Below are 24,567 nucleotides of genomic sequence, written 5' to 3' on the forward strand. Positions count from 1 at the left end.
GATGGGCCGACGGCGGGCGCGGAGCAATCCGCGTCCGCCGTCTTGTTTTCGGGCGGGCATGAAAAAGGCCGCATTGCTGCGGCCTGTCTTGCATGGCGGCGGGCTCCGTTCAAACCCGCGTCGCGATCGTCAATTCCACCAGCCTTGCCCGGAAAGTCCGCAGGCCAGTTCTTCGATGCCGCTGCGCCACCACCACGAATCGGAGCAGGAGTTGACGAGCGCGGTCTGGAATCGCGCCGGTTCGGAAACCGCTGGGCTCGGCGGTGCCGTGAAGGCGACGGCGCCTTGCAGGGGCGTGGCGCCCGCCGGCACGAGGGCCGCGGCCGCGTGAGCCGGCGAGAGGGACGCATTCACCGAAGCCATCGCCAGCGGGGCGGACAGCAGCGACACGGCGGCCAGCACCGCGGCCACATGATTTGCACAAGGAACATGACGCATATTCTTCTCCGGAAGTAATAGACGACCACTTGTCGATTTTGGAATCTCAATCCCCCATTGAGATGCAGTTGATAATTTGTTATGCGCAACAAAAAAAGCGGTCTCTCGCGCATCCGGATCGCGTTCATTCGATATTTGATTTCGGGTCCTGCGGGGCGCCGGCACGTGCATGGTGCGAACGGCGACCGTCCTTTCACGCGGAAAAAACTCTCTCCGACGTAAAAATGGTAGCAGCTACGCCGCGGAGATTTTTGCCCCAGCGTCTCCAAAGCTTGACGCTGCGTTTCGACGAAGGATCAGGAATCCAGGCGATCGAGCACGTCGCGCAACGATCCCGCGGAATGTTTCGCGAGTGACGAAGCGGGCAGGCGAGCCTCGCGCGAGGCGGCGCGTTCGCGAGCCTCGCTGGGCGAGCAGCCGAAAGCATTTCGGAAGCTTCGGCTGAAGTGGGATTCGCTCTTGAAGCCATATTGGAATGCCAGCGTCGACAGGCGCTGCCGGCTCGATCCGGCTTCCTCGAGAAGCTTGCGGATCTTCACCAGGCGGCGATGCTGGATATAGGCGGCAACGCCTGTCTCGCGCGAAAACAGCCGATACAGATGCGCGCGAGAGATGCCGATGTCGCGGCAAATCCGCGATGGCGTGAGATCCGCCGACTTCAGATGCGCATCGATATAGGCACGCACCCGCAACATCACAGCCTGGTCGATTTCCACCTCGGCCTCGCCGAGCGTGCGTGCCGTCGGCGTCAGCGCGGCCGAGACCAGCGCCAGGGTCGCGCGTTCGACGTTGGGCATGTCGGCGGGCGCGAGATGCGGCAATTGACGTTGCAGCGCGAACAGGTGATCGCCCAGCAAGGCGCTCAAGGGCCCCTGCAGGACGGCGCCGTGCAGGTTGGCGGATCGGATGGGAGCGGGCAGCAAGTCCCGCGCGATCGTCAGGATCAGCGTGTCGCCCGCGACGATTTCCGAATCGAGCTCGTAGGCCAGATCCAGTACGTAGAGATTCGACGCCTCGGCGTGAATCGGCGTGCGCGCCGCGTATCCCGACAGGGAGTGGGTGATGCCTAGGCAGAGGTAGAAGTGATCGAGGCCGTCGCGACGGATCATGGCCGGCGATCGCTTGACGCCATAATGCACCGGCTCGTGCTGGCCGATCCACTTGCCGCATCCCATCAACAGCGAGCCGACATAACCGGTGCTCAGGTCGTAGTTGAAACGATGGGCCAGCGATCGTTCGATCTCGACATCGAAGATCGCGTTGACTTCGTCTCGCCAGACCTCGAATCGTTGCTCTGCCGAGTAGGCATCGGTGCGGAATCGATAGAAAAAGGGATTCAATCTTGATTCTCCTTTTGCCGGCCCAACTGCGAGGTCCCATGCCGAATCGTGTCGTGCGTGCTGACGCCGTTATCGTGCGGCCGGCTCCGAATCCGCCGCCTTCAAGCGATCGCTTCTCACCCAGCCCTTGAGCGGGCCATTTTTTCTCGCGCTCAGGTAAACGACGGAGGTAAAGCCCCGATACGTTCGATCGGCCTGGACAGATTCGCCGCTCAGGATGAACACGCCGGGCATCCTGCATGAATCGTCGGGGGCCGAGTGGAACGGCAGTCGCCCGTCTCCGACCACGATCATCCTGCCTTGGGCCGGTGGCAGACGAGTCGATGCCTGCGAGGCTTGCTTGTCGAGAGCGTCACAGCGTTGCGTCATGCTCGGTGCCTCACGAAGACAATCCGAAACGAATTTCCGGTACTTTGCCTGATCCACCGCGAGCAGGTCCGGGTGATCGGGATCGCGCGTCATATCGAGTGCCTTCATCGCCCTGGTATCCAGGTTGACCCAGCCGATCGTCACCTGGTCGTCGGGGTTGTCCGCGCCCTTGGCGGGCAGGGACAGTCTCACACTGTAGACGCCGTCGGATTCATCGGCGATGCCCAACTGGATATCCTGCTTCTTCATCGAACTGCGCTCGAGCGGGGGCAGGATCAAGGCGCTCAGCTCGCCGCTGCAGACTTCGGGCGAGGCATGGGCGAATGCAGCGCCCGAGGCAAGCATCGCGGCGCAGAGAACAGCGTGCTTCATCGCAATCCGGTGGTTCGGCATGGTGGGTAATGTCGTCGGTGGAATGGCTGCGGATGATGCAGGATATCAAGCTCGTCGCCAACCCAGGATGCGAGTCGTGAGATGATGCGCCACGACTACGATGGGATGGAACATGGCAACGACTTTCGATGAAGCAACCGCGGCGGCGATCGCCGCGTTTGCCCAACTGGATTTCCACACCGCGGCGCAGGCGATGCGCGCCGAAGCCGACTACGATCACGAGCGTGACCTGTGGATCACGCGCTATATCGACGAACAGGGCGGCGGCGAGGACGACGACGAATACGATGCCCTGCACGAGGAAGCCCAGACCACGCCGGAGTTCATGCAGTTCATCGATGCCGCGCGCAAGGAAATCCTCGATTACTTCGGCGTGACCGACGAACAACTGGACTGGGTGATCCTGCTGCGCGAAGACGACAGCGACGAGCTGTGGGCGGAGGTCAACCGGCAGCGCAACGCGCTGGGAACCGGCGAGGTGCGGGGGGATCTTTGAGTGCTGGATGTCCGGCTCGGGCAAAGGCGGACATCCAGTCTTGGGTACCGACACGAGCGCCGGCGGCATCCCATGTAGGCCGGCAGGTCAAAGAATACGGGTGATGGCGGATAGTGTCGCAATTCCGGCTACCACGCTCAAAAGTGCATTCCTCCACTTCAGATAGCTGGTGGCAACGACGCAAAGTGCTCCGATTTTCTCAGTCAGCAGGAACCAAGCCGGCGAGGCGTTTCCACTGATCGAATGGGAGATGAGTACGACCATGACGCAGAGCGGCAAGTCGCGGTTGAGCCGGAGCACCCAGGGAGAGCGGAGCCGTGATTTGCTCAAGACCAGCGGGGCTGCGCGCAGCATGATGGTGATTCCGCTCATGACAGCGATGGAAAGCCATTGATTCAATATTTGCATGGTGCGCGATGCTCAAAAGGGCTTTTCCACGGTGTTTTTCTGCACGGCTCCGATCGATAGCAGTGCACCCAAGCCAAGAGCGAGTGCCGAGATCAATGCGTAATCGGGGAACGCCATTCTGGCGACGCAATAGGCTACAGGCCCCAAGGCGATCGGTAGCCAATTGCGCCGGGACAGGTATTGTTCGATGGCGAGGATGGTGAACAAGGCCGGAAGCGCGAAATCGAGGTTCGGAATCCAGTGCGCGATGCGCGAGCCCAGGATCGCGCCCAGCGCTGTTCCGGCAATCCAGTAGACGTGGTTGACGAGGCTGATTTTCAGCATCAGGGCTGATTTGGCTTTGTCGGGGGTTGTCACCAATACCGAATAGTTTTCGTCAGTCAATGCCGCGATGACATAGGCCTTCGGCAGCATTTTCCTCGGCAGGTGGTCGATGAGCGGTATGGCATAGAGAATATGGCGAAGATTGACAAGCACGGTCGTCAGCGCCACGGCAGCAATCCCGGATGCGCCAGCCAACATCGGTACTGCGGCAAACTGCAGTGCCCCCGCGAAGACGAAGACACTCATGCCGATGCTTATCGTTTGTGACAAGCCGGCCTGCACCGCGAGCACGCCAAATGCGAATCCCGTAGGCAGATAACCCATGCCGACCGGCAGCGTCAGCCGAAACACATGCCTCCAGGCGGCATCCTTCACGATGCGCTCTCAGTGGAAGACATGGCGTCCGACATCTTGTACACGGAGAATGCCTTGATCAATGGTCGAATCGAGGCTTCGTCGCCGAAAAGGCCGACGCAGACGATTCGGGCCACACCCCGCATGGCATGGAGCGTTGCCGCGCGTTGTTCGTCTGCGGTGCGGCCCAGCATGGTGTCGATGAATACGTTATGCGCGATCCCGGCCTGCTTCAGGCCGAGAACGAGTTTTTCCAGCTGGGGTGATTTTTTTGCGCGCAGCACGACCACGGGATATTCGCTGATCCGGCTTTCGACCTCGAAGCCGGGGCTCGGATAGTCCAACAGATTCCAGTCGCCGGCATTTCGCGCCCCGATCAGGCCAATGGCGACATGGCCCATCGCATTCATCAGGACAGGGGCCGTGAATTCGGTGTTGAGGACGAGGATGGTTTTCCGGGAATTGTTTTCGTAGGCCATTGTTCACTCACTTCGATTGTTTCGTTACCGATGGATTGCTCGGCGGGCAGTTCGTATCGGCAACTGATGCTTTCCAGCCAGCCGAACTGATGCGCGAGCATGTGTGGCATCCCCCACAGTTCGCGACGAGAGAATCCTGGTTTGTCGCCGTCGGCGATGGCGATTTCACGAAGATGGAGGCTGCGATGCCAATCTCGGGCATCTTGGCCAGCCATGTGCGCAAGGTGATGCCAGTCATGAACGGGGAGATCCGATACGAGGCAGGCAAGGCGCGTGGGCAAGTGCAGGAAGCTCATCTTCACGCTCCATAGGAAAACCTGTCCGGTGAACGTCAAGGATGGAATGAAACCCTGGCGCCTGATGGGGAATTTTTCTCCGCAGAATCGCCCCCAGCAGCGTTCCTTGTATTGCTCCCGGTTTTCGACCGGACCCGCTGATACATTCCAGGCGTGTTCGGTGAGGAACTGGAGCAAGGCACTGATGTGGTAGAGCGGGAATAGCGGAATGATGATCGCGACGGTGAATGCTTTCCATCCCGCTGCATTGAATAGAACCGCGTATCCACATGCCACCATGACAGAAAAGACAATGGCCGAGGGTTTTGCCGTGATGAAGGTCGATTTGAGTCGATTCCTGGCAAACAGGAAATGGAATGTAGGACTGAAGATTATCATCCAGAGATTCGTCCAGAGTTCCCGCTTCGTTCGGCCAGGGATGAAACCGAGAAGGGCGAGGAAGGCCGCATCGGCATCTTTCCTGGTCGTGAAGAACGTGGAGTTGTGATGCTCGAGATGTTCTTTTCGATATTCGTCTCGATTCTGGATAAACAGGAGCGCGGGGGCGAGATGCGAGTAGACCAGGTTGATCGCGGCGCGGTTGAAGAGTCGATTATGAATGGCATGATGCAGGTGAGTAACTTGAATTTTTCTTAGCAAGCCGACGAGAAGAATCCAGAGTGCGATGATTCCACACCATGCCGGCAGGGAATCTTGCCTTGAGAGAGACAGGAGAGCCAGTTCGGCCAAGCCCGCCAGGAGCAATGTCCCGACCACATCCAGCCATCGTGGTAGATGAAATTGCGATTCCTTCGCGGTCAATGGTTTCCCGGTGAGCCAGGTGAGCAAGGGCTGAATCAGTCGCGGCAATCCGGCCATGGACTCTCTCGTTTCCGTTTCAAATCGATTCCAGTTCTTCATGCTTGATTGATATTGAAGAGATGGCCCGCTAGCCATGAGTGATTGCGCTACACGCTAGCATGGCGAGCGGGTGCCTGAGTACACCCTGCGACAATAAATGCTTTTCCTTATGGGTATCTTTTCGGCTCGACAACGTGATTCTGAATTTTGAGCGCTGTCTGTTAAATGCCGACGTCGTACTTGTCAATATGACAAGTATCTTCTCGATGCGGGATGGATAGGGGAGTTAAATCGAGGATAAGCGAGTGCGGTCTGCTTGCGGCCAGGACTGGGCAAGGTTGCGCGGTAATTCTCGCGGAAAATCGAATGGCAAGCTGTATTGCCGAGTGAATCAGGAGGAGCGGGAAGGGGGATGACGATCTTGCCGGGCCAGCGCATCCGCGCCGGCCCGCCGGATCCGCGAGACTTAGTGGACCCAGTGGCAGCTGCGGTGATGATGATGGTCGAAATGGCAGACCTTGTGCGGGCGGGCTTCCGCGTTCGTCACGAGGAGGGCGAGCGTCACGGCCAGGGCCGAAGCGAGCAGAGTTTTCATGGGTGTGTCCTGAGCGGAGTGGTGTGGTTTTGATGGCCGGAAACGCGCCTTGCCGGATCGGCTCGAGGCCTTCTCGACGCGGCGTTCCGGGTTCGTCGTGGAGCGCTCACGATCATACGAACAGGCTCTATTTCAGGTGCAACGGTTTGTAACCGCGCATTTAATTCAGCATTCAAATGGCTTGCAATCGCGTCCGCCGGCATCCGTCGCGAACCGGATAACGTCGGCCGAAGGCAAGCCCCTTGCAGGTTTGCGCGAGGACGCAAGGACGGTTCCCGGCTCACACGGGAAATTGCGTGGTCGAGAGGATTTCCTTGAGCACGACGAAGGTGCGGATCTGGCGCACGCCGGGCAGGTAGAGCAACTGCTCCGCGTGCAGCCGGTTGAAGGTCTCGCTGTCGCGCGTGCGCACCAGCATGAAGGCGTCGAATTCGCCGGTCACCACGTGGCACTCCATGCAGCCCGACACCTTCTGCGCCGCCTTCTCGAATGCCGCGAACGACTCCGGCGTCGAGCGGTCGAGCACCACGCCGATCATCACCAGCATGCCGGCATTGAGCGCCTTCGGTTCGAGCAACGCGACGATGCCGCGGATCAGCCCCGCTTCCTTGAGCTTCTCCACGCGCCGCAGGCAGGCGGGCGGGCTCAGGTTCACGCGCTCGGCCAGCGCCACGTTCGAGATCGAGGCATCGCGTTGCAGCGCGCGCAGGATCGCGCGATCGACGCGATCAAGTTCGGCGCCGGCAGCCACGGCGGTGGCGGCCCTGGCGGTCGGTGATGTTCTTTTTGTTGCACACATGGCGTCGATTTCCTAATGAAATTCGGCTTGATTATCCAATGACTTCAGAAACAAAGGAAATGGGCGCCAATTTCACAACCCTGATTCGTTCGATCGCTTCTACGATATTTGCGTCGTTTCGATGACAGGCACGGAGGCCGGCACCGTCCACGTCGCGAGCACGCATCCATTCCATCAAGCCAGGAGCGAGGCATGAACCTTCAGAAATTCCCGCGTTACCCCCTGACCTTCGGCCCGACGCCGATCCAGCCGCTCAAGCGCCTGAGCGCCCATCTCGGCGGCAAGGTCGAGCTGTTCGCCAAACGCGAGGATTGCAACAGCGGCCTGGCTTTCGGCGGCAACAAGACCCGCAAGCTCGAATACCTGATTCCCGACGTGATCGCGCAGGGCGCCGATACGCTGGTCTCGATCGGCGGCGTGCAGTCGAACCAGACGCGCCAGGTGGCGGCGGTGGCCGCGCACCTCGGCATGAAGTGCGTGCTGGTGCAGGAGAACTGGGTCAACTACTCGGACGCGGTATATGACCGGGTCGGCAATATCCAGATGTCGCGCATGATGGGAGCGGACGTGCGGCTGGTGCCGGACGGCTTCGATATCGGCATCCGCAGGAGCTGGGAGGAGGCGATGGCCGACGTGCGCGCCAAGGGCGGCAAGCCCTATCCGATCCCGGCCGGCTGCTCCGAGCATCCGCTGGGCGGCCTGGGCTTCGTCGGCTTCGCCGAGGAAGTGCGCGCGCAGGAAGCCGAGATGGGCATCCGCTTCGACTACATCGTGGTCTGTTCGGTGACGGGCAGCACGCAGGCCGGCATGGTGGTGGGCTTCGCCGCCGACGGCCGCGCCGATCGCGTGATCGGCATCGACGCCTCGGCCAAGCCTGCGCAGACGCGCGAGCAGATCCTGCGTATCGCGCGCGGCACCGCCGATCGCGTCGAGCTGGGCCGCGATATCACCGAAGCCGACGTGGTGCTCGACGAACGCTTCGGCGGCCCCGAATACGGCCTGCCCAGCGAGGGCACGCTGGAGGCGATCCGGCTGTCGGCGAGGTTCGAGGGCATGCTGACCGATCCCGTCTACGAGGGCAAGTCGATGCACGGCATGATCGAGAAGGTGCGGCTCGGCGAGTTCCCGGCCGGCTCCAAGGTGCTCTATGCGCACCTGGGCGGCGTGCCGGCGCTGAGCGCCTACAGCTACCTGTTCCGCGAGGGTTGAACCGGCGGCGGCGCCTCCCGCGCCGCTTGATCACGATCCGTGATCACACGATCAGCAAAGAGCATTGGCGGCGTCCGCCAGCCTGCGGTTTACTGAGCGCCCGCCGCAGCGCGTCGATTCCCGGCCGCGCGCGGCGAGCACCTTCGGAGACAGGCATGGCAGACGTCAACAGCCTGTTCCGGCTCGACGGGCGCCGCGCGCTCGTGACCGGGTCGGGACGCGGCATCGGACTCGCGCTCGCGCGCGGACTCGCGCAGGCAGGCGCCAGCATCGTGATCAACGATCGCAATCCGGACAAGGCGGCCACGCTCGCGGCCGGCTTCCGCGAGCAGGGCTTCGAGGCCTCGCACGCGGTATTCGACGTGGCCGACTCGGAGCAGGCAACGGCCGCCATCGACGCCTTCGAGGCGGGCATCGGCGCGATCGACATCCTCGTCAACAACGCCGGCATCCAGCGTCGCGCGCCGCTCGACCAGTTCGAGGACGCCGACTGGCACGCGCTGATGCGCGTCAACCTGGACGGCGCCTTCATCGTCTCGCGCGCGGTCTCGCGCCACATGATCAAGCGCGGCCGCGGCAAGATCGTCAATATCTGTTCCGTGCAGAGCGAGCTGGCGCGGCCCTCGATCGCCCCCTATGCTGCCTCCAAGGGCGCGCTGCGCATGCTCACCAAGGGCATGTGCGCCGACTGGGCCCGCTACGGCATCCAGGCCAACGGCCTCGCGCCCGGCTATTTCGAAACCGAGCTGAACCAGGCGCTGGTCAACGATCCGGCCTTCAACGACTGGATCTGCAAGCGCACGCCGGCGGGCCGCTGGGGGCGCGTCGAGGAGCTGTGCGGCGCGGCCGTGTTCCTCGCCTCTTCGGCGGCCGACTTCATCAACGGCCAGACGCTGTTCGTCGACGGCGGCCTCACCAGCACGGTCTGAGCCGGCGGCCCGGTACAAGAACACATCCCGAATCCAGGAGCAGGAGGAAACACCATGAGACTGCGTTGCATGTGTCTCGTCATTCACGCACCGAACGATCTGCGCTACGAGGAGGGCGAGGTCGAGGCGCCGGGCGCGGGCCAGGTGCGCGTGCAGGTTGCGATGGGCGGCATCTGCGGCTCGGACCTGCATTATTTCCGTCATGGCGGCTTCGGCGCGATCCGGCTGCAGCAGCCGATGGTGCTCGGCCATGAAGTGGCCGGCACGGTGGTCGAGGTGGGCGAGGGCGTGACGGCGGTGAGCGTCGGCGATCGCGTCGCCGTCAATCCGAGCCGGCCTTGCGGCAAGTGCAAGTACTGTCTCGAAGGCCTGCCGAACCAGTGTCTCGACATGCGCTTCTACGGCAGCGCGATGCGCATGCCGCATATCCAGGGTGCGTTCCGCGGCGCGCTGGTGTGCGACGCCGTGCAGTGCGTGAAGGTGGCCGACCACGTGCCGTTCTCGCTGGCCGCGATGGCCGAGCCGTTCGCGGTCGGCCTGCACGCGGTGTCGCGCGCGGGCCCGCTGATCGGGCGGCGCGTGCTGGTGTCGGGCTGCGGGCCGATCGGCGCGCTGGCCGTGGCCGCCGCCAAGGCGCATGGCGCGCGCGAGGTGGTGGCCACCGACGTGGTGGACGAGCCGCTGGCGGTGGCGAAGGCGCTCGGCGCCGACAAGGTCGTCAACGTCGCCGCCGATCCGGAATGGACCCGGGCCTACGCGGCCGACAAGGGCAGCTTCGACGTGATGCTCGAATGCTCGGGCAACGAGCGCGCGCTGCGCGACGGGCTCGAGGTGCTGCGTCCGCGCGGCGTGGTGGTGCAGCTCGGCCTCGGCGGCGACGTGGCGATTCCGCAGAACGTGGTGGTGGCCAAGGAACTGACGATCTGCGGCTCGTTCCGTTTCCACTCGGAATTCGCGTTGGCGGTGCAGTTGATCAACGAAGGCCGGGTCGATCTCGCGCCGGCCATCACGCGCGTGTTCCCGGCGCGCGAGGCCAACGAGGCTTTCGCGCTGGCCGGCGATCGTCGGCGCGCGATGAAGGTGCTGATCGACTTCGAGGAAGCCGTCGCCGAAGCCTGAACGACGGGATGCATGGGCCGCCTCGCATGAGGCTGCCCGAGAAAAATTCGACATGGCGGCCGTCAAGCACGCCGTGCGGAATCTGGGAGAACCCCGCGGGAAGCCGCGCTAAGGCATCGCTAAAGCAGCGCCTTCGCCTTACCGGCCTTCCTCCGCCGAGCCGCCGCCATTGAGCCGCGCGGCCAGCGAACGCGCCGCCATGTCGAGCGCGAAACCGAGCACGCCGATCACCAGGATCACGGCCGCCAGCTCCGAGTAGGCGAGCCGGTCGCGCGTGTCGAGGATCAGGTAGCCGAGCCCGGAGCTCACGCCGATCATCTCGGCGGGCACCAGCACGATCCACAGAATCCCGATCGCGAGCCGAACGCCGGTCAGCACATGGGCGGCGATGCCGGGCACGTAGATGTGCCACAGCATTTCGGCGCGCGTCGCGGCCAGGCTGCGGCCCAGCTCGATCCAGCGCCGGTCGAGCTGGGCGACGCCGGCCGCCGTGCTTAGGATCAGCGGCCAGACCGCGGCGAAGGCCAGCAGGAAGATCACGGCGCGATCGCCCACCCCGAGCGACATCACCGCGACCGGCATCCAGGACAGCGGCGAGATCATGCGCAGGAACTGCAGCGTCGGCGACAGCGCGTGCTCGAGCCAGCGCAGCCGGCCGATCGCGAAGCCGGCCGGCACGCCCACCAGCAGCGCGCAGCCCAGGCCCGCCGCGATGCGGCGCAGGCTGGTGGCGACGTGCGTGAGCAACTGGTCGTCGCGGACCAGCGCCGGCAGCGCCTGCCAGGCGCGCAGCGGCGAGAATTGCGCAACCATCGCGTTGTTGCCGGCCAGCAGTGCCACCGCCAGCCACCAGATGCCGAGCGCGGCGAGCAGGCCGGCGATACCGAGCAGCGCGCCGCGCAGGCGCGAGGTGGCGCCGGAGCGTGGCGCGACGGCGCCGCCCTGCGCCGCCGGTAAGGGGTCTTCCTCGCGCCTGGCGGGCAGCACGCTAAACAAGAATCGTCTCCTTGCGCGCATAACCGGCCGGCAGGCCGAACGCGGCCATGCCGCCGGCCGCCTCGATGCTCTTCTTCACGAAGCGATCGTCCACCAGGTCGCGCGCCGCGAAGGCCGGATCGAGCTGGGCCAGGAAGCCGTTCGCGCCTTCGGTCTGCGTGGTCTTCAGGCGGCGCACCAGTTCCTCCGTGTAGCTCGGGAACGGATAGGGCTGGAAGTCGATGCGCTTCTCGTGCCAGTCGGCGTGCTGGATCGCGCGATCGCCGAGGTAGCGGCCCTCGTCGCCGGGCGGCGGCGCGAGCACTCGCCCGAGCAGGGCCGAGGCATGCGGCGTGTAGTGGTTGGCGCCTTCCCTGGACAGCAGCTTCGCCGCGTCCTGCGGATGCGCGCGGGTCCAGAGCTGGGCCTTGACGATCGCGTCCACCACCTTCTGCGACCAGCCCGCGCGCTGCGTGAGGTCCTGCTCGTGCATGAAGATCGTGCAGCAGGCGTGATTGCGCCAGACGTCGCCCGTGAAGCGCAGGACCTTGCCGATGCCGAGCTGCTCGGCCGCCGCGTTGAACGGCTCGGCCACCGTGAAGCCGGCGATCTGCCTGGCGGCCAGCGCGGGCGGCATGTCGGACGGCGCCATCACGATCAGCGCGACTTCCCTGGGGCCCGGCGCGGCACCTTTCTTCAGCACCGGCTGCAGGCCCTGCGCGCGCAGCATGTCCTGCAGGATCACGTTGTGGATCGAATACCAGAACGGCACCGCCACGGTCTTGCCGCCCAGGTCGGCCAGCGAATTCACGTCGGGCGCGACCGTGATCGCCGAGCCGTTCACGTGGTTCCAGGCCACCACCTTGGCCGGCGCGCGGCTGCCGTAGCGCGCCCACAGCGTCATCGGCGAGAGCAGATGGACCACGTTGACCTGCCCGGACAGGAAGGCCTCCACCAACTGGGCCCAGCTGCGCAGCAAGGTCGGCTTCTCGGCATGCACGCCGGCCGCCTCGAAATAGCCGTTCGCATGCGCCACCAGCAGGGGCGTGGCATCGGCGATCGGCAGGTAGCCGATCCGCACCGGCGCGTCGGGCTCGGCGGCCGCGCGCGCCGACAGCGAGTGCAGCAGCGGCGCGGCGCCGGCCACGGAGAACAGCGTGGCGAGCTTGAGCCACTCGCGGCGGGACATCGGGGTATCGCACATCGTCAGGCGTCCATCGTGTAGGCGGGCGTGGCGGCGGCCGGCTGCATCGTCGCGTGCAGCGCCGCCAGGATCGGGATGCGCAGCGCGCCGAGCGCCGGCAGTTGCGCGTCGCGCGGCGCGGGCACGTCCACCGGCCAGTCGCCGGCCAGGCGCCCGCCGTTGCCGAGCAGCAGCACGCGGTCGGCCACGCGCAGCGCCTCGTCGATGTCGTGCGTGACGAGCAGGGCGGTCGCGCCGGTGCGGCGCGCCACCTCGACGAACAGGTCCTGCATGCCGGCGCGGGTGACCTCGTCGAGCGCGCCGAAGGGCTCGTCGAGCAGCAGCACGCGCGGCTCGCGCGCGAGGCTGCGAGCCAGCGCGGCGCGTTGCGCCATGCCGCCCGAGAGTTGGGCCGGGCGCCAGTGGCGCGCGTGTTCGAGGCCGACCGCGCGTAGCGCGGCCGTCACGCGGGCTTCGCGCGTGGCGCGCGTCAGCCGCGGTTGATGCTTGAAATCGAGGCCGAAGGCGACATTGCGCTCGACGTCGAGCCAGGGCAGCAGGGCCGGGTGCTGGAAGGCGAGCGCGATGTCGGCGCGCGGGCCCTTGATGGCCTCGCCGTCGAGTTCGATGCGCCCGGCGCTGGGCGCGGTGAGGCCGGCGATCGCGCGCAGCAGCGAGGACTTGCCGCAGCCGCTGGGCCCCAGCAGCGCGACGATCTCGCCGGGCTCGACGCGCAGGCTGAGCGCCTGCAGCACCGCGCGATTCGGATAACGCAGCGCGAGGCCGTCGATCGCGAGATGGGCGCCGCTCATGCCGCGTCGGCCTGGCGATGCCGGGCGAGCTGGGTCTTCAACTGCACCAGGCTCGGCGTGACGATCGGCACGAAGGAGGCTTCGCGCACGCGTCGCGCGGTGCCGTTCGCGCCATCGGCGCCGCGCAGGTAGCCGCGGCCGCCGACGGCCTGCACCTCCAGCGCGACGGCGGCCTCGACGGTCTCGACCAGCGCGATGCGCAGCTCGAACAGCGTGGCCGGGCGGGCCAGGAAGCTGCCGGCGAGCACGCCGTTCAGCAACTGGTCGCGCTGCCGGGAAAGTTGCGCGCGCACCGTTTCGATCTCGCTGGCGATGGCGCCGCGCGAGGCCTGGCCGGCTTCGCCGGCGGCGGCCAGCGCGCGGCGCGCGAGCCCCAGCGACATCCCGCATTGCAGGCCGAGGAAGGCGGGGCGCACGCGCGCGAGAAAGGCCGGCGCGTCGGCCGCGATGCGCCACGAGGCGTCGAGCACCGTGCCCTGGACGCCGAGCGCGGCGGTATTGCTGCCGCGCATCGCCACCAGGTCGAGATCCTCGCTGCGTTGCAGGCCGGGCGCGTCGTGCGGCAGCGCGAAGATCGACGGCGCGCTGCCGTCGTCGTGCTCGAACGCGGCGGCGGCGAGAAAACCCTCGCGGCGCAGGTTGGTGATCCAGGGCAGGCTGCCGTCGAGCCGGTAAGCGCCCGATGCATCGCGCGAGGCGCGCATCTGCAGCGACTCGATCGACGACAGGTATTTCATCGCGTTCGAGAGCCCGGTGGCGCCGGCCGTCTCGCCGCCGAGCAGGGACGGCAGCCAGCGCTCGCGCAGCGCCTCGCCGTCGGCATGCAATAGGTATTCGATGAAGGTGCGATGCCCCCACAGCACGAAGGCGGCCGTCAGCGAATGCGTGGCGACCTGCGCCAGCGCGTCGATGGCCTCGGCGATATCGCCGCCCGCGCCGCCCGAGGAGGTCGGCACGCCGATCGCGGCCACCCCGGCGCGCGCGAGCCGCGGCAGTACCTGGGCGGCAAGCGTCGCTTCGGTATCGAGCGACTCGGCGTGCTGGTCGAGCCAATCGCCGAGCTCGGCGGGCGCGGCCTCGGTCGAGAGGAGGCGGGGCGTGCTTGCGTTCATGCGGCCCGCGCCTTCGGTTCCCAGCGATAGGCTTCGAGTTGCGGGTTCAACTCGTTGCGCGCGAAATTGTTCGCGAAGTTGCAGAGCGTGGCGAGGCTCACGCCGAGGATCACTTCCAGCGCGTTCGCGTCGTCGAAGCCCGCCGCGTGGAAGGCGGCCAGCGCGTCGTCGGCCACCGCGCCGCGCGTGGCGATCACGGCGCGCGTGAAGTCGGCCACCGCGTCGAGGCGCGCGTCGGCGATGGTCGATTGATCGCGGATCGCGTCGACCACCTCGCCCGGCAGTTGCGCCTTCTTCAGCGCGACGGCCGTGTGGCCGGCCACGCAGAAGCCGCAGCCATGGATCGCGGCGGCGGTGATCTGCACGGTCTCGCGCTCGGCCAGCGACAGGCCGCTGCGGCCGTTGATGCCGGCCACGGTCAGGTAGGTTTCGAGGGCGGTCGGCGCGTTCGCCAGCGAGGCCACCAGGTTCGGCAGATAGCCGTTGGCGGCCAGCGCCTTCTCGAGAAACGGGCGGCTCGCTTCGGGAGCAGTGTCGACGGTGTGCAGCGGCAGGCGGGCCATGGTGTCCTCTGAAAGGCGGAATCGTTCGGAGCAGCCATTGTGGCGGCGCGGCAGGGCGGCGGACAATGCGCGGCCGTCTGCGCTTCCTGCGGATTCGTCTCGCTGCCGGGACGAAGCTGCGTGGCCGTCAGTGAACCGGCGCGTAGACCGAGGCGTCCTGCATCCGCTCGCGGCGGCAGGCGCCGGGCTGCATGCCGGTCACGCGCTTGAAGGCCTGAGCGAAGGCCGATTCCGAGCGGTAGCCGACCTGCTCGGCGGCATCCCAGGTCGATGCGCCATGACGGAGCAACTCGGCGGCCACCTTCATGCGCAGCAGCGCGAGGAATTGCGCGGGCGGCTGGCCGCAGGCATCGGCGAATTGCTTGCAGAAGCGCGCGCGCGACATGTGGCAGAACTCGGCCATCGAGGTGGTGGTCCAGGCCTGGCCTGGCTCGGCGATGATCGCGTTGACCAGCGGCGCGAATTCGGCGCGGCGCATCACGGCCCACAGGCCGGGTGCGAAATCGTCGGCGCTGGCGACGGTGCGCAGCGCATAGAAGAACAGCACGTCGGTGAGTCGGTCGACCAGCGGCGAGGGCGCTTCGGGCGTGCGCCGCGCCTCCTCGCGGATCAGGTCGAACACCACGCGCGCGCCGGCCAGCCGGGCATCGTCGTGGCGCGCGATGAGGTGGTCGGGCAGCAGGCCATGCAGCGCGTCGCCCAGGTCGGAGCGGAATTCGAAGAAGCCGCAGGCCAGGCCCACGCTACCCGCCGAGGCATCGGCCTCGAGCGCCGTCATCGCGCCCAGGCGCGTGCCGAATTGCGGATCGTCGGGCGCGGTGGCCTCGGGCGACAGGCAGTGCGCCACGTCATGCAGCAGGAATACCGCGTCGCCGGCAAGCAGGCGCGTGCTGCGCGGCGCGCGCGTGGCCGTCGCGCGCAGATGCAGCCAGCATTCGCCCTGCAGCACCAGATGGAAGCTCGCGCGCTGGTGTCCCGCCGTCGATGCACGATAGGCGCCGCAATACCGGCCGGCATGAAACAGGGTGCTGCGCAGTTCCAGGCCGGACAGCAGCCAGTCGGCGGCGCGTTCAACGGGAGACGTCGACATGATCGGTGCAACGGCGAAGCGCGAACAAAAAGGGAAACCAGCTTAGCGCCTGGCTTCGGCCGCACCAAGGAAGCTTTGGCGGGATGCTTATGCGCCTTGCTGATAAGCCCGCGGGCCGGGCCTAGACGCGCCGATCATGCGGCGCGGCAGAGGAAGCCGTCTAGATTTCCTGTGCCGGCGCCGCGTGCCGCGATGCTAAGCTTCGCCGGATCTTGTCATTGACCAATGTAAATAATGGAGACTGGAGATGATCCGTTCGCAACTCTGCCTGTTGATCGTCGCGCTGCTGCCCTTCGTCTGGACCGTCTGCGCGAAGGGCCGCAAGGGTTATGACAATCGCGCGCCGCGTGCCTATCTGGCCAAGCTCGAAGGCTGGCGCGGGCGCGCCTTCGCCGCGCACCAGAATGCCTTCGAGGCGCTGGTGCTGTTCACGGCGGCGCTGGCGGTGGCCTGGCACAACGGCGCGAACGCCGTGCGGGTCGACCAGCTCGCCACGGCCTTCGTGGTGCTGCGCGTGTTGCACGGGCTGGTTTATGTCGCGAACTGGGCGGCCTTGCGTTCGCTGGTGTGGTTCGCGGGGATGATCTGCGTCGTCTGGCTGTTTTTGGTCGCGCCCTGAGCCTGAGGTGTGACCAGGCCGTGGCCGGATTGGATTCCGGCCACGGCCGTCGAGCGCCGACGAGCCGTTTGCGCTCAGGCCGTCTCCCGATCCGCGCCGCTCGCCACCCAGTCGCGCACGGCCTGCACGAACAGACGCAGCGGCGCGGGCGGATGCCGGTTCGCCGGGTAGTAGAGCGCGAGCCCCGGCAGCGATACGCTCCAGTCGCGCAGCAGCGCCACCAGCCGGCCGCCGGCGAGATGCTCGCTTACCAGGCTTTCCGGCGCCCAGGCCACGCCGATTCCGGCCAGCGCCGCCTCGATCATCGAATTCAGGTTGCCCAGCGTCATCGGCCCTTCCACGTCGAGGCTGCTGGTCTTGCCGTTCGACTGGAAATCCCAGCGGAACATCGCGCCGCTCTCGAAACGGTAGCGGATGCAACGATGCTGCATCAGGTCGGCCGGCCGCGTAGGTGCCGGGTGGCGCGCCAGGTAGTCGGGCGAGGCGACCGCGATGAAGCGCATGTCCGGCCCGAAGCGCACCGCGATCATGTCGCGCGGCACGTCGTCGAACACGCGGATGCCGGCGTCGAAGCCGTCGGCGACGATATCGATCAGGCGCGTCTCGGTCACGAACTCGACGTGGATGTCGGGGTAGCGCTGCAGGAACTCGGGCAGCACGTCGCGGATCAGGATCCGCGTCGAGGTTTCCGATGCGTTGATCCGCACCGAGCCGGTCGGGCGGTTCTGCGCGGTGGCCACTTCGTCCACCGCGTTCTCCAGGTCGCTGAGGGCCGGCCCGACCCGGCGCAGCAGATGCTCGCCGGCCTCGGTCAGCGCCACCGAGCGCGTGGTGCGATTGAACAGGCGCACGCCCAGGCGCGCCTCCAGGCTGCGCATCGAATGGCTGAGCGCCGACGGCGAGACCGCGAGCGCGCGCGCGGCGGCGCGGAAACTGCGCTGCTCGGCGATCGCGACGAAGGCCGTCAATTCGGAAAGACCGGCACGCAACATTGTTGAACTCGGCTCATCGGGTTAGGGGGAAGTGCACGGTATTGTGCGCGTAGCGTAGCACCGGCGATGTGGGGCGTGTTGGGCGGGAAGGGGGGCGGCGTGTCGGCGATGCGGTACAGGGCGTTCTGGCCGATGACGGCTGCCAGCCGGCCCCCGCTTGTCACCGGCGCGTGTTCATGGCGTAAGCTGGAGGACGAGCGTCGGGATTCAGGACGAATCGCGGGAGGGCGCCGAGGTGCAATCGGTGGCAAACCCGGCCCTTGCGTAAGGACAAGGATGCGGGATCAGTCGATCACGATCCCGGCTGTCTGTCGTAGTGTGGCTCTTGATGACGGCAATACGCTTCCGGTGCCAACGATTGAGGGCTTTGCGATGAATTTGATGTCGGATGGGAGGTTCGCTGTGCGTGGTTCCTACCAGTTCGCCCGCAGGCATGCTCGCGAGATCGACGAGATCGTGCGTGCTCGTCATTTCGCCTCGCCCGCTTATGTCGACGATGGCGACACCTCGTTTGACCTGAGGATCCTGATCCAGCCGGCTGGCCAGCCGACGCTGCTGGATATGGTCGTGATTGCTCTCGAGTTCGAGGCACGCTGGGGCAAACGTGTTCAGTTGGTGACGCCGGACGTGTTCGGCCAGGAGAACCGCCATCTGGTGCGGGAACTGGAGGCCGTCTGATGGTGGTTGCAAAGTCGCGGCGAGAGCTTTGCGCGTTCATTGCCGATTCGATCCATACGATCGTGCATGGGCATATCCAGGGCTACGATTTCAGCAGTTTCAAGGTTGACGATTGTGTGGGAGACGGTCGTTCGGGAGTTGACTCCTATCGCAAGCCATATCGATAAGCTGGAAGCCAGCAACAGATAGCACAAGGCCCCGTCCATCGCTGGCGGGGCCTTCATGACATTCCCTGACCTAACTCGCAGCATGTATCAACTAGGGCCGTGGTTCGTGCGCCACGGCCCCGTCAAACACCAATGCCCGCTTGCGCGGGTCAGGAAAAAACACCCTCGCCGCATGGGGGGCATGACAGGCGAGGGTCAAGGGTAGAACCGTTGAATCGATACTGCGTGGAGCCGGGCACTCCCGGCTTCGACACTCAGGCGGTGACGGCCTCGCCAGCGGCAACCGGCACTTCCACGTCCTGGCGGATCAGGTAGTCGAAGGCCGACAACGAAGCCTTCGCGCCTTCGCCGACCGCGATCACGATCTGCTTGTAGGGCACCGTGGTCACGTCGCCGGCCGCGAACACGCCGGGAATCGACGTCGCGCCGCGCGCATCCACCACGATCTCGCCGTGCTTCGACAGCTCGATCGTGCCTTTCAGCCATTCCGTATTCGGCACCAGGCCGATCTGCACGAACACGCCTTCGAGGTCGATGCGCTTGGTTTCGCCCGTTTCACGTTCGAGGTAGACCAGGCTGCCCAGCTTCTGCCCGTCGCCGAGCAGTTCGGTGGTTTGCGCGCTGGTGATCACCGTCACGTTCTTCAGGCTGCGCAGCTTGCGTTGCAGCACTTCGTCGGCGCGCAGCGTCTGGCCGAATTCGATCAGCGTGACTTCGCGCACGATGCCGGCCAGGTCGATCGCGGCCTCGACACCCGAGTTGCCGCCGCCCACCACGGCCACGCGCTTGCCCTTGAACAGCGGGCCGTCGCAATGCGGGCAGTAGGCCACGCCCTTGTTGCGGTATTCGCGTTCGCCCGGCACGTTCAGTTCGCGCCAGCGCGCGCCGGTCGACAGGACGATGGTCTTGCCCTTCAGCACCGCGCCGTTTTCCAGGTGGATCTCGTTGATCTTGCCCGGGATCAGGGCCGTGGCGCGCTGCACGTCCATCACGTCGACGTCGTATTGCTTGACGTGCTGTTCGAGCGCGACCGCGAACTTCGGCCCTTCGGTTTCCTGCACGGAGATGAAGTTCTCGATGGCCATGGTGTCCAGCACCTGGCCGCCGAAGCGCTCGGCCACCACGCCGGTGCGGATGCCCTTGCGCGCCGCGTAGATCGCGGCCGCCGCGCCGGCCGGGCCACCACCCACCACCAGCACGTCGAACACTTCCTTGTTGGCGATCGCGGCGGCGGCACGCTCGCTGGCGCCCGTGTCGATCTTCGCGAGGATTTCCTTCACGCTGCTGCGGCCCTGGCCGAAGCTTTCGCCGTTCAGGAACATGGTCGGCACCGCCATGATCTGGCGTGCCTCGACTTCGTTCTGGAACAGCGCGCCGTCGATCGCCACGTGGCGGATGCGCGGGTTGAGCAGCGCCATCACGTTCAGCGCCTGGACCACTTCCGGGCAGTTCTGGCAGGACAGCGAGAAATACGTCTCGAAGGAGAAATCGCCTTCGAGATTGCGAATCTGTTCGATGGTGTCCTCGTCGAGCTTGAGCGGATGGCCGCCGACCTGCAGCAGCGCCAGCACGAGCGAGGTGAATTCATGGCCCATCGGGATGCCGGCAAAGCGGATCCCGGCAGCCTTGCCCGGTTCGCCGATGCTGAACGAGGGCTTGCGCTCGGCGTCGTCGCGGCGTTCGATCACGGCCACGCGCGGCGACAGCTCGCCGATCTCCTTCAGCAGCGCGATCAGCTCCTGCGACTTCGCGCCGTCGTCGAGCGAGGCGACGAGTTCGATCGGGCGGGTGAGCTTGTCGAGGTACGACTTCAGCTGGTTCTTGAGATTGGCGTCGAGCATGGTGATTCGGATTCCGTAGTGTTTTTGGCACCTCGCCGGAGGCGAGGAGACGTGCGGCGGGGAAGCCGCACGATCATCGGGCGCCTGATGGCGCCCGTGTACCGCTGATGCCCGCGAAACTTAGATCTTGCCGACCAGGTCCAGCGACGGGGTCAGCGTTTCAGCGCCCGGCGTCCACTTGGCGGGGCAGACTTCACCCGGGTGCGATGCGACGTATTGGGCAGCCTGCACCTTGCGCAGCAGCTCGCCTGCGTCACGGCCGATGCCGTTGTCGTGGATTTCGGCGATCTTGATTTCGCCTTCCGGGTTGATCACGAAGGTGCCGCGCAGTGCCAGGCCTTCTTCTTCGATCAGCACGTCGAAAGCGCGTGCCAGCGTTGCCGTCGGATCGCCGACCAGCGGGTACTGGATCTTGGCGATGGTTTCCGAGGTGTCGTGCCATGCCTTGTGCGTGAAGTGCGTATCGGTCGACACGCCGTAGATTTCCACGCCCAGCTTCTGGAATTCTGCGTAGCGATCTGCCAGGTCGCCCAGTTCGGTCGGGCACACGAACGTAAAGTCGGCCGGGTAGAACACGATGACCGACCACTTGCCCTTCAGCGATTCTTCGCTGACGGGAACGAAATCGCCGTTGTGATATGCGGTTGCCTTGAACGGTTTGATCTGGCTGTTGATGATCGGCATTTGCGGTGTCCTTTGAGTGAAAAGGTGATCGGGATGATCAAGAAGCGACAGTATGACGATTGCCGCCGAGCTTGGGAAATTGCTTGTTTCAATGAGACGGATCGGGATTTTCTATGTGTCCCGATTTCAGGACGGCGCACTGCGCGGGCCGGGCTGGAAAGCCGGGCGCCGTGGCGGGTGATGCTGCGATGGGCTGGGGCTGGAAGCCTTGCCGCGCGGGCTTTCGGGCGATTCCACGTGGCCTTGGCGAGTTGAGCCCGTGGGGCAGCAGCGAGCGCGACGCAGTACCGCGTCGAAATGACACGAATGGCGAGATTTTCGCCGATTCGCGCGGGCTCGTCCAGTGCCGTTTTCGGGCAGGACGGCGTGCATCCTGCACTGTTTGACGCGCTTGTGACGGTGCGCGTCAATATCCCGACGATTGCGTCGATATACTGCGTCCATCCTTGTGCAAAACGAAATGAAACGGGGCCGGCGATGATGGAAAAAACGTGCTTGGAGCGATGGCTTGTCATCGGCATGTGGTCGCGAGGTGGGCGCGCATCGCGCATGCCTGGCGCCGCTCGATGACGGCCAATCCCCCCTCGCTCGCGATCCGCTCGCGCGCCGACGCGGTGATCGAGGCGCTGGCCGCGCACGGCACCAGCTTGGTGCCGCTGCGGGGCCGTCCCGCCGAGGCCCTCCATGCCTTCCTCGTGTTCGGCTTCCGGCAGGCCTGGGTCTGTCTGTTCGGCGGCTTGATGGTTGCGTTGCTGATCGCCACGCATGTCGTCTATCCGCCTCATGCGGCCTTGTCGCGCTACGACCTGCTGACGCTCGCGGCCGTCGCGATCCAGATCGCGCTCGTCGCGCTGCGCCTCGAAACCTGGGACGAGGTCAAGGTGATCCTGCTGTTCCACGTCGCGGGCACGGCGATGGAGGTGTTCAAGACGGCGGTCGGCTCCTGGCTCTATCCCGAGGCCGCCGTGCTGCGGATCGGCGGGGTGCCGCTGTTCACGGGATTCATGTACGCCTCGGTCGGCAGCTACCTGGCGCGCGCGATCCGCGAATTCGACCTGCGTTTCACCGGGCATCCGTCGCTGCCGGTCACGGCCGCGCTGTCGGCGGCCATCTACGCGAATTTCTTCACGCATCACTACTGGATCGACCTGCGTTACGTGCTGATCGCCCTGGTCGCCGTCGCGTTCCGGCGCTGCCAGGTGCATTACCGCGTCAGCACGCGCTATCACCGCATGCCGATGCTGCTCGGTTTCCTGCTGATCGCGCTGTTCATCTGGCTGGCCGAGAACGTCGGCACCTTCAGCCATGCCTGGCTCTATCCCGCGCAGCGCGACGGCTGGACGATGGTCTCGCCGAGCAAGCTCGGCTCGTGGTTCATGCTGACCATCATGAGTTATGTGATCGTCACGCTGGTGAGTCCGCCGCGGACGTGGCAGGGGCAGGCCGAGGCGAAGCAGGAGGAAAGCTAGTTTGGCCGCCGCGTGATGGAGACGAGATGCTTGCGAAACACCGCCGCATCGCTTTCGCCACCACCAGCCGGCAATCGTCTCGCCTCCCGTTCACGCAATCGTCGCGGCGCGCGCCCCGAGCGGCGGTAGAATGCCGGTTTTCCATTTTCCGCCGCATGGCGCGCGCAGCCGGTTCGACCCCGATCCCGCCGCTTCGCCCGCCCGCGGCGTGGTGCCCCGCAATGACCCATACCGACGACAAGACCCTCGACGAGCTCGACCAGTTCCTGATGTCCGACATCATGTCGGAAAACACCATGACGATCGAAATGCTCGACGGCTACCTGACCGCGATCGCGATCGGCCCGGCCACCATCGCGCCGACCGAATGGCTGGCCGACGTCTGGGGGCCGAGCGAGGACGACGCGCCCGATTTCGAGAGCTACGAGCAGGCCGAGCACGTCTTCAACCTGATGATGCGTCACTACAATGCGATCCTGCAGACCTTCGACAAGGATCCCTCGTCGATCGCGCCGCTGTTCAGCGTCAACGAGGTGGGCGAGGACGACGACGCGCACGAGTACATCGACGCCGAAGCCTGGGCCAACGGCTTCTTCCAGGGCATGGGCCTGCGCTGGGACGACTGGCAGCCGCTGCTCGAGCATCCCGAGGCCGACGAATGGCTGCGCCCGCTGCGCCTGCTGGGCGGCGACGAGCTGTCCGACGAGGAACGCGAACTGGTTGCGGTGCCGGCCGAGCGCGAGAAGCTGTCGGAGCAGGTGCCGCCCTCGGTGCTGAAGATCCACGAGTTCTGGCTGCCGCATCGCGCGCCCACGCAGGAGCGCCTGCTCGCGCAGACCATCCAGCGCGACGCGCCGAAGGTTGGCCGCAACGATCCCTGCCCGTGCGGCAGCGGCAAGAAGCACAAGAAGTGCTGCGGCACGGACGACGGGCAGCCGGATTGAGCGTCGCGCGCGACGCTCGATACGCCGGAGAGCGTTTGCGTCGAGCCCGTCCCTGATCGCTTCCGGTATCGTCGGCATCTTCGTCGACGATACCGCGAGCCCCGATCGCCTTACTTCAACCCGAATCCCAACTCCGCCAGCGCGCTCGCCAGCCGATCGCGTCCGGACAGCGCTTCCGCCCCGCGCACGCGGCGCGATGCCTGCCCGGTCCATCCCGATTCCGGCATCTGCTGCATCTGCTGGAACGCGCTCATCGACGCGTTGTAGTCGGCCAGTGCCTCGGCCGTCTCGGCCTGGTAACGCTCCTCGTGCAGCACCAGCGGGGCCGGCAGGCGCGGCTTCACGTCGGTGACGACGTCCGGATCGGGATAGCCGATGGTCAGCCCGAACACCGCGAACGCTTCCTTGGGCAGCCCCAGTTCCTGCGCGACCGCCTCGGGCTGGTTGCGCATCCCGCCGATATAGCAGCAGCCCAGCCCCAGCGATTCGAGCGCGACCACCGTGTTCTGCGCGGCGAAGGCCGCGTCGGCCACGCCGACCAGGAACGCTTCCAGGAACTCGAGGCCGTCGCCGGGCATCTGCTCGACGTCGGACACGCGGCGCAGGCGCGACAGGTCGGCGATGAACACCAGCAGCAGCGGCGCCTTGGCGACGTGGCGCTGGTTGCCGGCGAAGCTGGCCAGGCGAGCGCGGCGCTCGGCGTCGCGCACGGCCACCACGCTCCAGGCCTGCAGGTTCGACGAGGTCGGCGCCGATTGCGCGGCGGCGGCGATGGTTTCGAGGATGTCGTCGGGCAGCGCGCGATCGGCGTAGGCGCGCACCGAGCGGTGGCGCAGCAGGGTCGCGATGACCTCGTTGACGGCCGCGTCGTGCGCGCCCTGCGCCGGGCTCCAGGCGGCGCCGTAGCGCTCGCGCAGCAGGGCGTGGCGGGAGGCGGTGGCCTGGGTCTCGTCGAGGGCCGTGGCGATATCGTTCATGACCGGTGCATCTCCAGTACGTCGGTGAAAAAGCCGCCATGGTATGCGAGATGGCCTAGCTTTGCCGAGGCGC

27 protein-coding genes are annotated in these 24,567 nt (G+C 65.8%); 8 read left to right on the forward strand and 19 right to left on the reverse strand.

Features of this window, described 5'->3' with window-relative positions; translation table 11 throughout:
• Window positions 1–129: 129 nt before the first annotated feature.
• The 3 genes from BM43_RS40175 to BM43_RS05300 form a co-directional block, all read right to left on the reverse strand.
• The gene (locus tag BM43_RS40175; RefSeq protein WP_144417626.1) at window positions 130–609 is read right to left on the reverse strand and encodes a hypothetical protein; all 480 of its coding nucleotides are present in this window, start codon (window positions 607–609) and stop codon (window positions 130–132) included.
• A gap of 125 nt (window positions 610–734) precedes the next feature.
• Window positions 735–1,778: an AraC family transcriptional regulator gene (locus tag BM43_RS05295; RefSeq protein WP_036056578.1), complete on the reverse strand. Its 1,044-nt coding sequence runs from the start codon at window positions 1,776–1,778 to the stop codon at window positions 735–737.
• Between the two features lie 69 nt (window positions 1,779–1,847).
• A complete protein-coding gene (locus tag BM43_RS05300; RefSeq protein ID WP_230676439.1) occupies window positions 1,848–2,540 on the reverse strand; it encodes a hypothetical protein in 693 nt (230 codons plus the stop codon).
• 112 nt (window positions 2,541–2,652) lie between these two features.
• Between BM43_RS05300 and BM43_RS05305 the strand changes: the two genes are divergently transcribed.
• The gene (locus BM43_RS05305; RefSeq protein WP_036056576.1) at window positions 2,653–3,036 is read left to right on the forward strand and encodes a hypothetical protein; all 384 of its coding nucleotides are present in this window, start codon (window positions 2,653–2,655) and stop codon (window positions 3,034–3,036) included.
• A gap of 87 nt (window positions 3,037–3,123) precedes the next feature.
• Here BM43_RS05305 and BM43_RS38490 read toward each other — a convergent pair whose 3' ends face one another.
• The 6 genes from BM43_RS38490 to BM43_RS05335 form a co-directional block, all read right to left on the reverse strand.
• Complete coding sequence (locus BM43_RS38490) at window positions 3,124–3,444, reverse strand: AzlD domain-containing protein (RefSeq protein ID WP_080741944.1); 321 nt, start codon at window positions 3,442–3,444, stop codon at window positions 3,124–3,126.
• Between the two features lie 12 nt (window positions 3,445–3,456).
• Window positions 3,457–4,143 (reverse strand): AzlC family ABC transporter permease, encoded by a 687-nt coding sequence (locus tag BM43_RS05310; RefSeq protein ID WP_036056575.1) that lies wholly within the window; start codon window positions 4,141–4,143, stop codon window positions 3,457–3,459.
• Window positions 4,140–4,601 (reverse strand): DUF2000 family protein, encoded by a 462-nt coding sequence (locus tag BM43_RS05315; RefSeq protein ID WP_036056574.1) that lies wholly within the window; start codon window positions 4,599–4,601, stop codon window positions 4,140–4,142. The genes BM43_RS05310 and BM43_RS05315 overlap by 4 nt, the downstream gene beginning before the upstream one ends.
• Window positions 4,532–5,797 carry a stearoyl-CoA 9-desaturase gene (locus BM43_RS40180; protein WP_144417627.1) on the reverse strand — a complete coding sequence of 422 codons (1,266 nt, stop codon included), beginning with the start codon at window positions 5,795–5,797 and terminating at the stop codon, window positions 4,532–4,534. Before BM43_RS40180 ends, BM43_RS05315 begins: the two co-directional genes overlap by 70 nt.
• Before the next feature lie 406 nt (window positions 5,798–6,203).
• Window positions 6,204–6,332, reverse strand: a complete 129-nt coding sequence (locus BM43_RS42170) for an HHHH-motif protein (protein ID WP_013690065.1) — start codon at window positions 6,330–6,332, stop codon at window positions 6,204–6,206.
• Window positions 6,333–6,612: 280 nt separating this feature from the next.
• The gene (locus tag BM43_RS05335) at window positions 6,613–7,131 is read right to left on the reverse strand and encodes an Lrp/AsnC family transcriptional regulator (RefSeq protein WP_025099936.1); all 519 of its coding nucleotides are present in this window, start codon (window positions 7,129–7,131) and stop codon (window positions 6,613–6,615) included.
• Window positions 7,132–7,323: 192 nt separating this feature from the next.
• On the opposite strand from BM43_RS05335, the gene BM43_RS05340 reads away from it, so the two are divergent.
• The 3 genes from BM43_RS05340 (at window position 7,324) to BM43_RS05350 (ending at window position 10,388) form a co-directional block, all read left to right on the forward strand.
• Window positions 7,324–8,340, forward strand: coding sequence for a 1-aminocyclopropane-1-carboxylate deaminase (locus BM43_RS05340; protein WP_036031554.1), 1,017 nt, complete (start codon window positions 7,324–7,326; stop codon window positions 8,338–8,340).
• 155 nt (window positions 8,341–8,495) lie between these two features.
• On the forward strand, window positions 8,496–9,269 hold the full coding sequence (locus BM43_RS05345) for an SDR family NAD(P)-dependent oxidoreductase (protein WP_017919165.1): 774 nt from the start codon (window positions 8,496–8,498) through the stop codon (window positions 9,267–9,269).
• A 54-nt stretch (window positions 9,270–9,323) separates the two neighbouring features.
• Window positions 9,324–10,388: an L-idonate 5-dehydrogenase gene (locus BM43_RS05350; RefSeq protein WP_017919164.1), complete on the forward strand. Its 1,065-nt coding sequence runs from the start codon at window positions 9,324–9,326 to the stop codon at window positions 10,386–10,388.
• A gap of 138 nt (window positions 10,389–10,526) precedes the next feature.
• Here the strand turns inward: BM43_RS05350 and BM43_RS05355 are convergent, their stop codons facing one another.
• The 6 genes from BM43_RS05355 to BM43_RS05380 form a co-directional block, all read right to left on the reverse strand.
• Window positions 10,527–11,384 carry an ABC transporter permease gene (locus BM43_RS05355; RefSeq protein ID WP_036056570.1) on the reverse strand — a complete coding sequence of 286 codons (858 nt, stop codon included), beginning with the start codon at window positions 11,382–11,384 and terminating at the stop codon, window positions 10,527–10,529.
• Window positions 11,377–12,567 carry an ABC transporter substrate-binding protein gene (locus BM43_RS05360; RefSeq protein WP_025099940.1) on the reverse strand — a complete coding sequence of 397 codons (1,191 nt, stop codon included), beginning with the start codon at window positions 12,565–12,567 and terminating at the stop codon, window positions 11,377–11,379. The genes BM43_RS05355 and BM43_RS05360 overlap by 8 nt, the downstream gene beginning before the upstream one ends.
• A 2-nt stretch (window positions 12,568–12,569) precedes the next feature.
• Window positions 12,570–13,358 carry an ABC transporter ATP-binding protein gene (locus BM43_RS05365; protein WP_036056569.1) on the reverse strand — a complete coding sequence of 263 codons (789 nt, stop codon included), beginning with the start codon at window positions 13,356–13,358 and terminating at the stop codon, window positions 12,570–12,572.
• Window positions 13,355–14,470: an acyl-CoA dehydrogenase family protein gene (locus BM43_RS05370; RefSeq protein ID WP_036056568.1), complete on the reverse strand. Its 1,116-nt coding sequence runs from the start codon at window positions 14,468–14,470 to the stop codon at window positions 13,355–13,357. The genes BM43_RS05365 and BM43_RS05370 overlap by 4 nt, the downstream gene beginning before the upstream one ends.
• Window positions 14,467–15,033: a carboxymuconolactone decarboxylase family protein gene (locus BM43_RS05375; RefSeq protein ID WP_036056567.1), complete on the reverse strand. Its 567-nt coding sequence runs from the start codon at window positions 15,031–15,033 to the stop codon at window positions 14,467–14,469. The genes BM43_RS05370 and BM43_RS05375 overlap by 4 nt, the downstream gene beginning before the upstream one ends.
• 127 nt (window positions 15,034–15,160) lie before the next feature.
• A complete protein-coding gene (locus BM43_RS05380; RefSeq protein WP_025099944.1) occupies window positions 15,161–16,123 on the reverse strand; it encodes an AraC family transcriptional regulator in 963 nt (320 codons plus the stop codon).
• A gap of 247 nt (window positions 16,124–16,370) precedes the next feature.
• On the opposite strand from BM43_RS05380, the gene BM43_RS05385 reads away from it, so the two are divergent.
• Window positions 16,371–16,742: an MAPEG family protein gene (locus BM43_RS05385; RefSeq protein WP_036056566.1), complete on the forward strand. Its 372-nt coding sequence runs from the start codon at window positions 16,371–16,373 to the stop codon at window positions 16,740–16,742.
• A 74-nt stretch (window positions 16,743–16,816) separates the two neighbouring features.
• Here BM43_RS05385 and BM43_RS05390 read toward each other — a convergent pair whose 3' ends face one another.
• Entirely contained in the window at window positions 16,817–17,734 is a 918-nt protein-coding gene (locus BM43_RS05390) for a LysR family transcriptional regulator (RefSeq protein WP_036056565.1), read from the reverse strand.
• A 276-nt stretch (window positions 17,735–18,010) separates the two neighbouring features.
• Here BM43_RS05390 and BM43_RS05395 point away from each other — a divergent pair, with 276 nt between their 5' ends.
• Entirely contained in the window at window positions 18,011–18,412 is a 402-nt protein-coding gene (locus tag BM43_RS05395) for a hypothetical protein (RefSeq protein WP_036056564.1), read from the forward strand.
• Window positions 18,413–18,833: 421 nt separating this feature from the next.
• Here BM43_RS05395 and ahpF read toward each other — a convergent pair whose 3' ends face one another.
• Window positions 18,834–20,420 (reverse strand): alkyl hydroperoxide reductase subunit F, encoded by a 1,587-nt coding sequence (gene ahpF, locus BM43_RS05400; RefSeq protein ID WP_036056563.1) that lies wholly within the window; start codon window positions 20,418–20,420, stop codon window positions 18,834–18,836.
• A gap of 120 nt (window positions 20,421–20,540) precedes the next feature.
• Window positions 20,541–21,104 carry an alkyl hydroperoxide reductase subunit C gene (gene ahpC, locus BM43_RS05405; protein ID WP_013690079.1) on the reverse strand — a complete coding sequence of 188 codons (564 nt, stop codon included), beginning with the start codon at window positions 21,102–21,104 and terminating at the stop codon, window positions 20,541–20,543.
• 566 nt (window positions 21,105–21,670) lie between these two features.
• On the opposite strand from ahpC, the gene BM43_RS05410 reads away from it, so the two are divergent.
• Window positions 21,671–22,573, forward strand: a complete 903-nt coding sequence (locus tag BM43_RS05410) for a DUF817 domain-containing protein (RefSeq protein WP_036057325.1) — start codon at window positions 21,671–21,673, stop codon at window positions 22,571–22,573.
• Window positions 22,574–22,794: 221 nt separating this feature from the next.
• Window positions 22,795–23,517, forward strand: coding sequence for a YecA/YgfB family protein (locus tag BM43_RS05415; RefSeq protein ID WP_036056562.1), 723 nt, complete (start codon window positions 22,795–22,797; stop codon window positions 23,515–23,517).
• A 110-nt stretch (window positions 23,518–23,627) separates the two neighbouring features.
• Here the strand turns inward: BM43_RS05415 and BM43_RS05420 are convergent, their stop codons facing one another.
• Window positions 23,628–24,494: an NADPH-dependent oxidoreductase gene (locus tag BM43_RS05420; RefSeq protein WP_036056561.1), complete on the reverse strand. Its 867-nt coding sequence runs from the start codon at window positions 24,492–24,494 to the stop codon at window positions 23,628–23,630.
• Window positions 24,495–24,567: the final 73 nt, after the last annotated feature.

This window comes from Burkholderia gladioli, assembly GCF_000959725.1.
GTDB classification, from domain to species: Bacteria; Pseudomonadota; Gammaproteobacteria; order Burkholderiales; family Burkholderiaceae; genus Burkholderia; species Burkholderia gladioli.

Bases quoted from the DNA above. Each gene is read 5' to 3' on its own strand.
- BM43_RS40175 (WP_144417626.1), bottom strand. From the start codon at position 609: ATGCACGTGCCGGCGCCCCGCAGGACCCGAAATCAAATATCGAATGAA.
- BM43_RS05300 (WP_230676439.1), bottom strand. From the start codon at position 2,540: ATGCCGAACCACCGGATTGCGATGAAGCACGCTGTTCTCTGCGCCGCG.
- BM43_RS05305 (WP_036056576.1), top strand. From the start codon at position 2,653: ATGGCAACGACTTTCGATGAAGCAACCGCGGCGGCGATCGCCGCGTTT.
- BM43_RS38490 (WP_080741944.1), bottom strand. From the start codon at position 3,444: ATGCAAATATTGAATCAATGGCTTTCCATCGCTGTCATGAGCGGAATC.
- BM43_RS05315 (WP_036056574.1), bottom strand. From the start codon at position 4,601: ATGGCCTACGAAAACAATTCCCGGAAAACCATCCTCGTCCTCAACACC.
- BM43_RS40180 (WP_144417627.1), bottom strand. From the start codon at position 5,797: ATGAAGAACTGGAATCGATTTGAAACGGAAACGAGAGAGTCCATGGCC.
- BM43_RS42170 (WP_013690065.1), bottom strand. From the start codon at position 6,332: ATGAAAACTCTGCTCGCTTCGGCCCTGGCCGTGACGCTCGCCCTCCTC.
- BM43_RS05335 (WP_025099936.1), bottom strand. From the start codon at position 7,131: ATGTGTGCAACAAAAAGAACATCACCGACCGCCAGGGCCGCCACCGCC.
- BM43_RS05340 (WP_036031554.1), top strand. From the start codon at position 7,324: ATGAACCTTCAGAAATTCCCGCGTTACCCCCTGACCTTCGGCCCGACG.
- BM43_RS05345 (WP_017919165.1), top strand. From the start codon at position 8,496: ATGGCAGACGTCAACAGCCTGTTCCGGCTCGACGGGCGCCGCGCGCTC.
- BM43_RS05350 (WP_017919164.1), top strand. From the start codon at position 9,324: ATGAGACTGCGTTGCATGTGTCTCGTCATTCACGCACCGAACGATCTG.
- BM43_RS05360 (WP_025099940.1), bottom strand. From the start codon at position 12,567: ATGTGCGATACCCCGATGTCCCGCCGCGAGTGGCTCAAGCTCGCCACG.
- BM43_RS05365 (WP_036056569.1), bottom strand. From the start codon at position 13,358: ATGAGCGGCGCCCATCTCGCGATCGACGGCCTCGCGCTGCGTTATCCG.
- BM43_RS05370 (WP_036056568.1), bottom strand. From the start codon at position 14,470: ATGAACGCAAGCACGCCCCGCCTCCTCTCGACCGAGGCCGCGCCCGCC.
- BM43_RS05375 (WP_036056567.1), bottom strand. From the start codon at position 15,033: ATGGCCCGCCTGCCGCTGCACACCGTCGACACTGCTCCCGAAGCGAGC.
- BM43_RS05380 (WP_025099944.1), bottom strand. From the start codon at position 16,123: ATGTCGACGTCTCCCGTTGAACGCGCCGCCGACTGGCTGCTGTCCGGC.
- BM43_RS05385 (WP_036056566.1), top strand. From the start codon at position 16,371: ATGATCCGTTCGCAACTCTGCCTGTTGATCGTCGCGCTGCTGCCCTTC.
- BM43_RS05390 (WP_036056565.1), bottom strand. From the start codon at position 17,734: ATGTTGCGTGCCGGTCTTTCCGAATTGACGGCCTTCGTCGCGATCGCC.
- BM43_RS05395 (WP_036056564.1), top strand. From the start codon at position 18,011: ATGCGGGATCAGTCGATCACGATCCCGGCTGTCTGTCGTAGTGTGGCT.
- ahpF (WP_036056563.1), bottom strand. From the start codon at position 20,420: ATGCTCGACGCCAATCTCAAGAACCAGCTGAAGTCGTACCTCGACAAG.
- ahpC (WP_013690079.1), bottom strand. From the start codon at position 21,104: ATGCCGATCATCAACAGCCAGATCAAACCGTTCAAGGCAACCGCATAT.
- BM43_RS05410 (WP_036057325.1), top strand. From the start codon at position 21,671: ATGACGGCCAATCCCCCCTCGCTCGCGATCCGCTCGCGCGCCGACGCG.
- BM43_RS05415 (WP_036056562.1), top strand. From the start codon at position 22,795: ATGACCCATACCGACGACAAGACCCTCGACGAGCTCGACCAGTTCCTG.
- BM43_RS05420 (WP_036056561.1), bottom strand. From the start codon at position 24,494: ATGAACGATATCGCCACGGCCCTCGACGAGACCCAGGCCACCGCCTCC.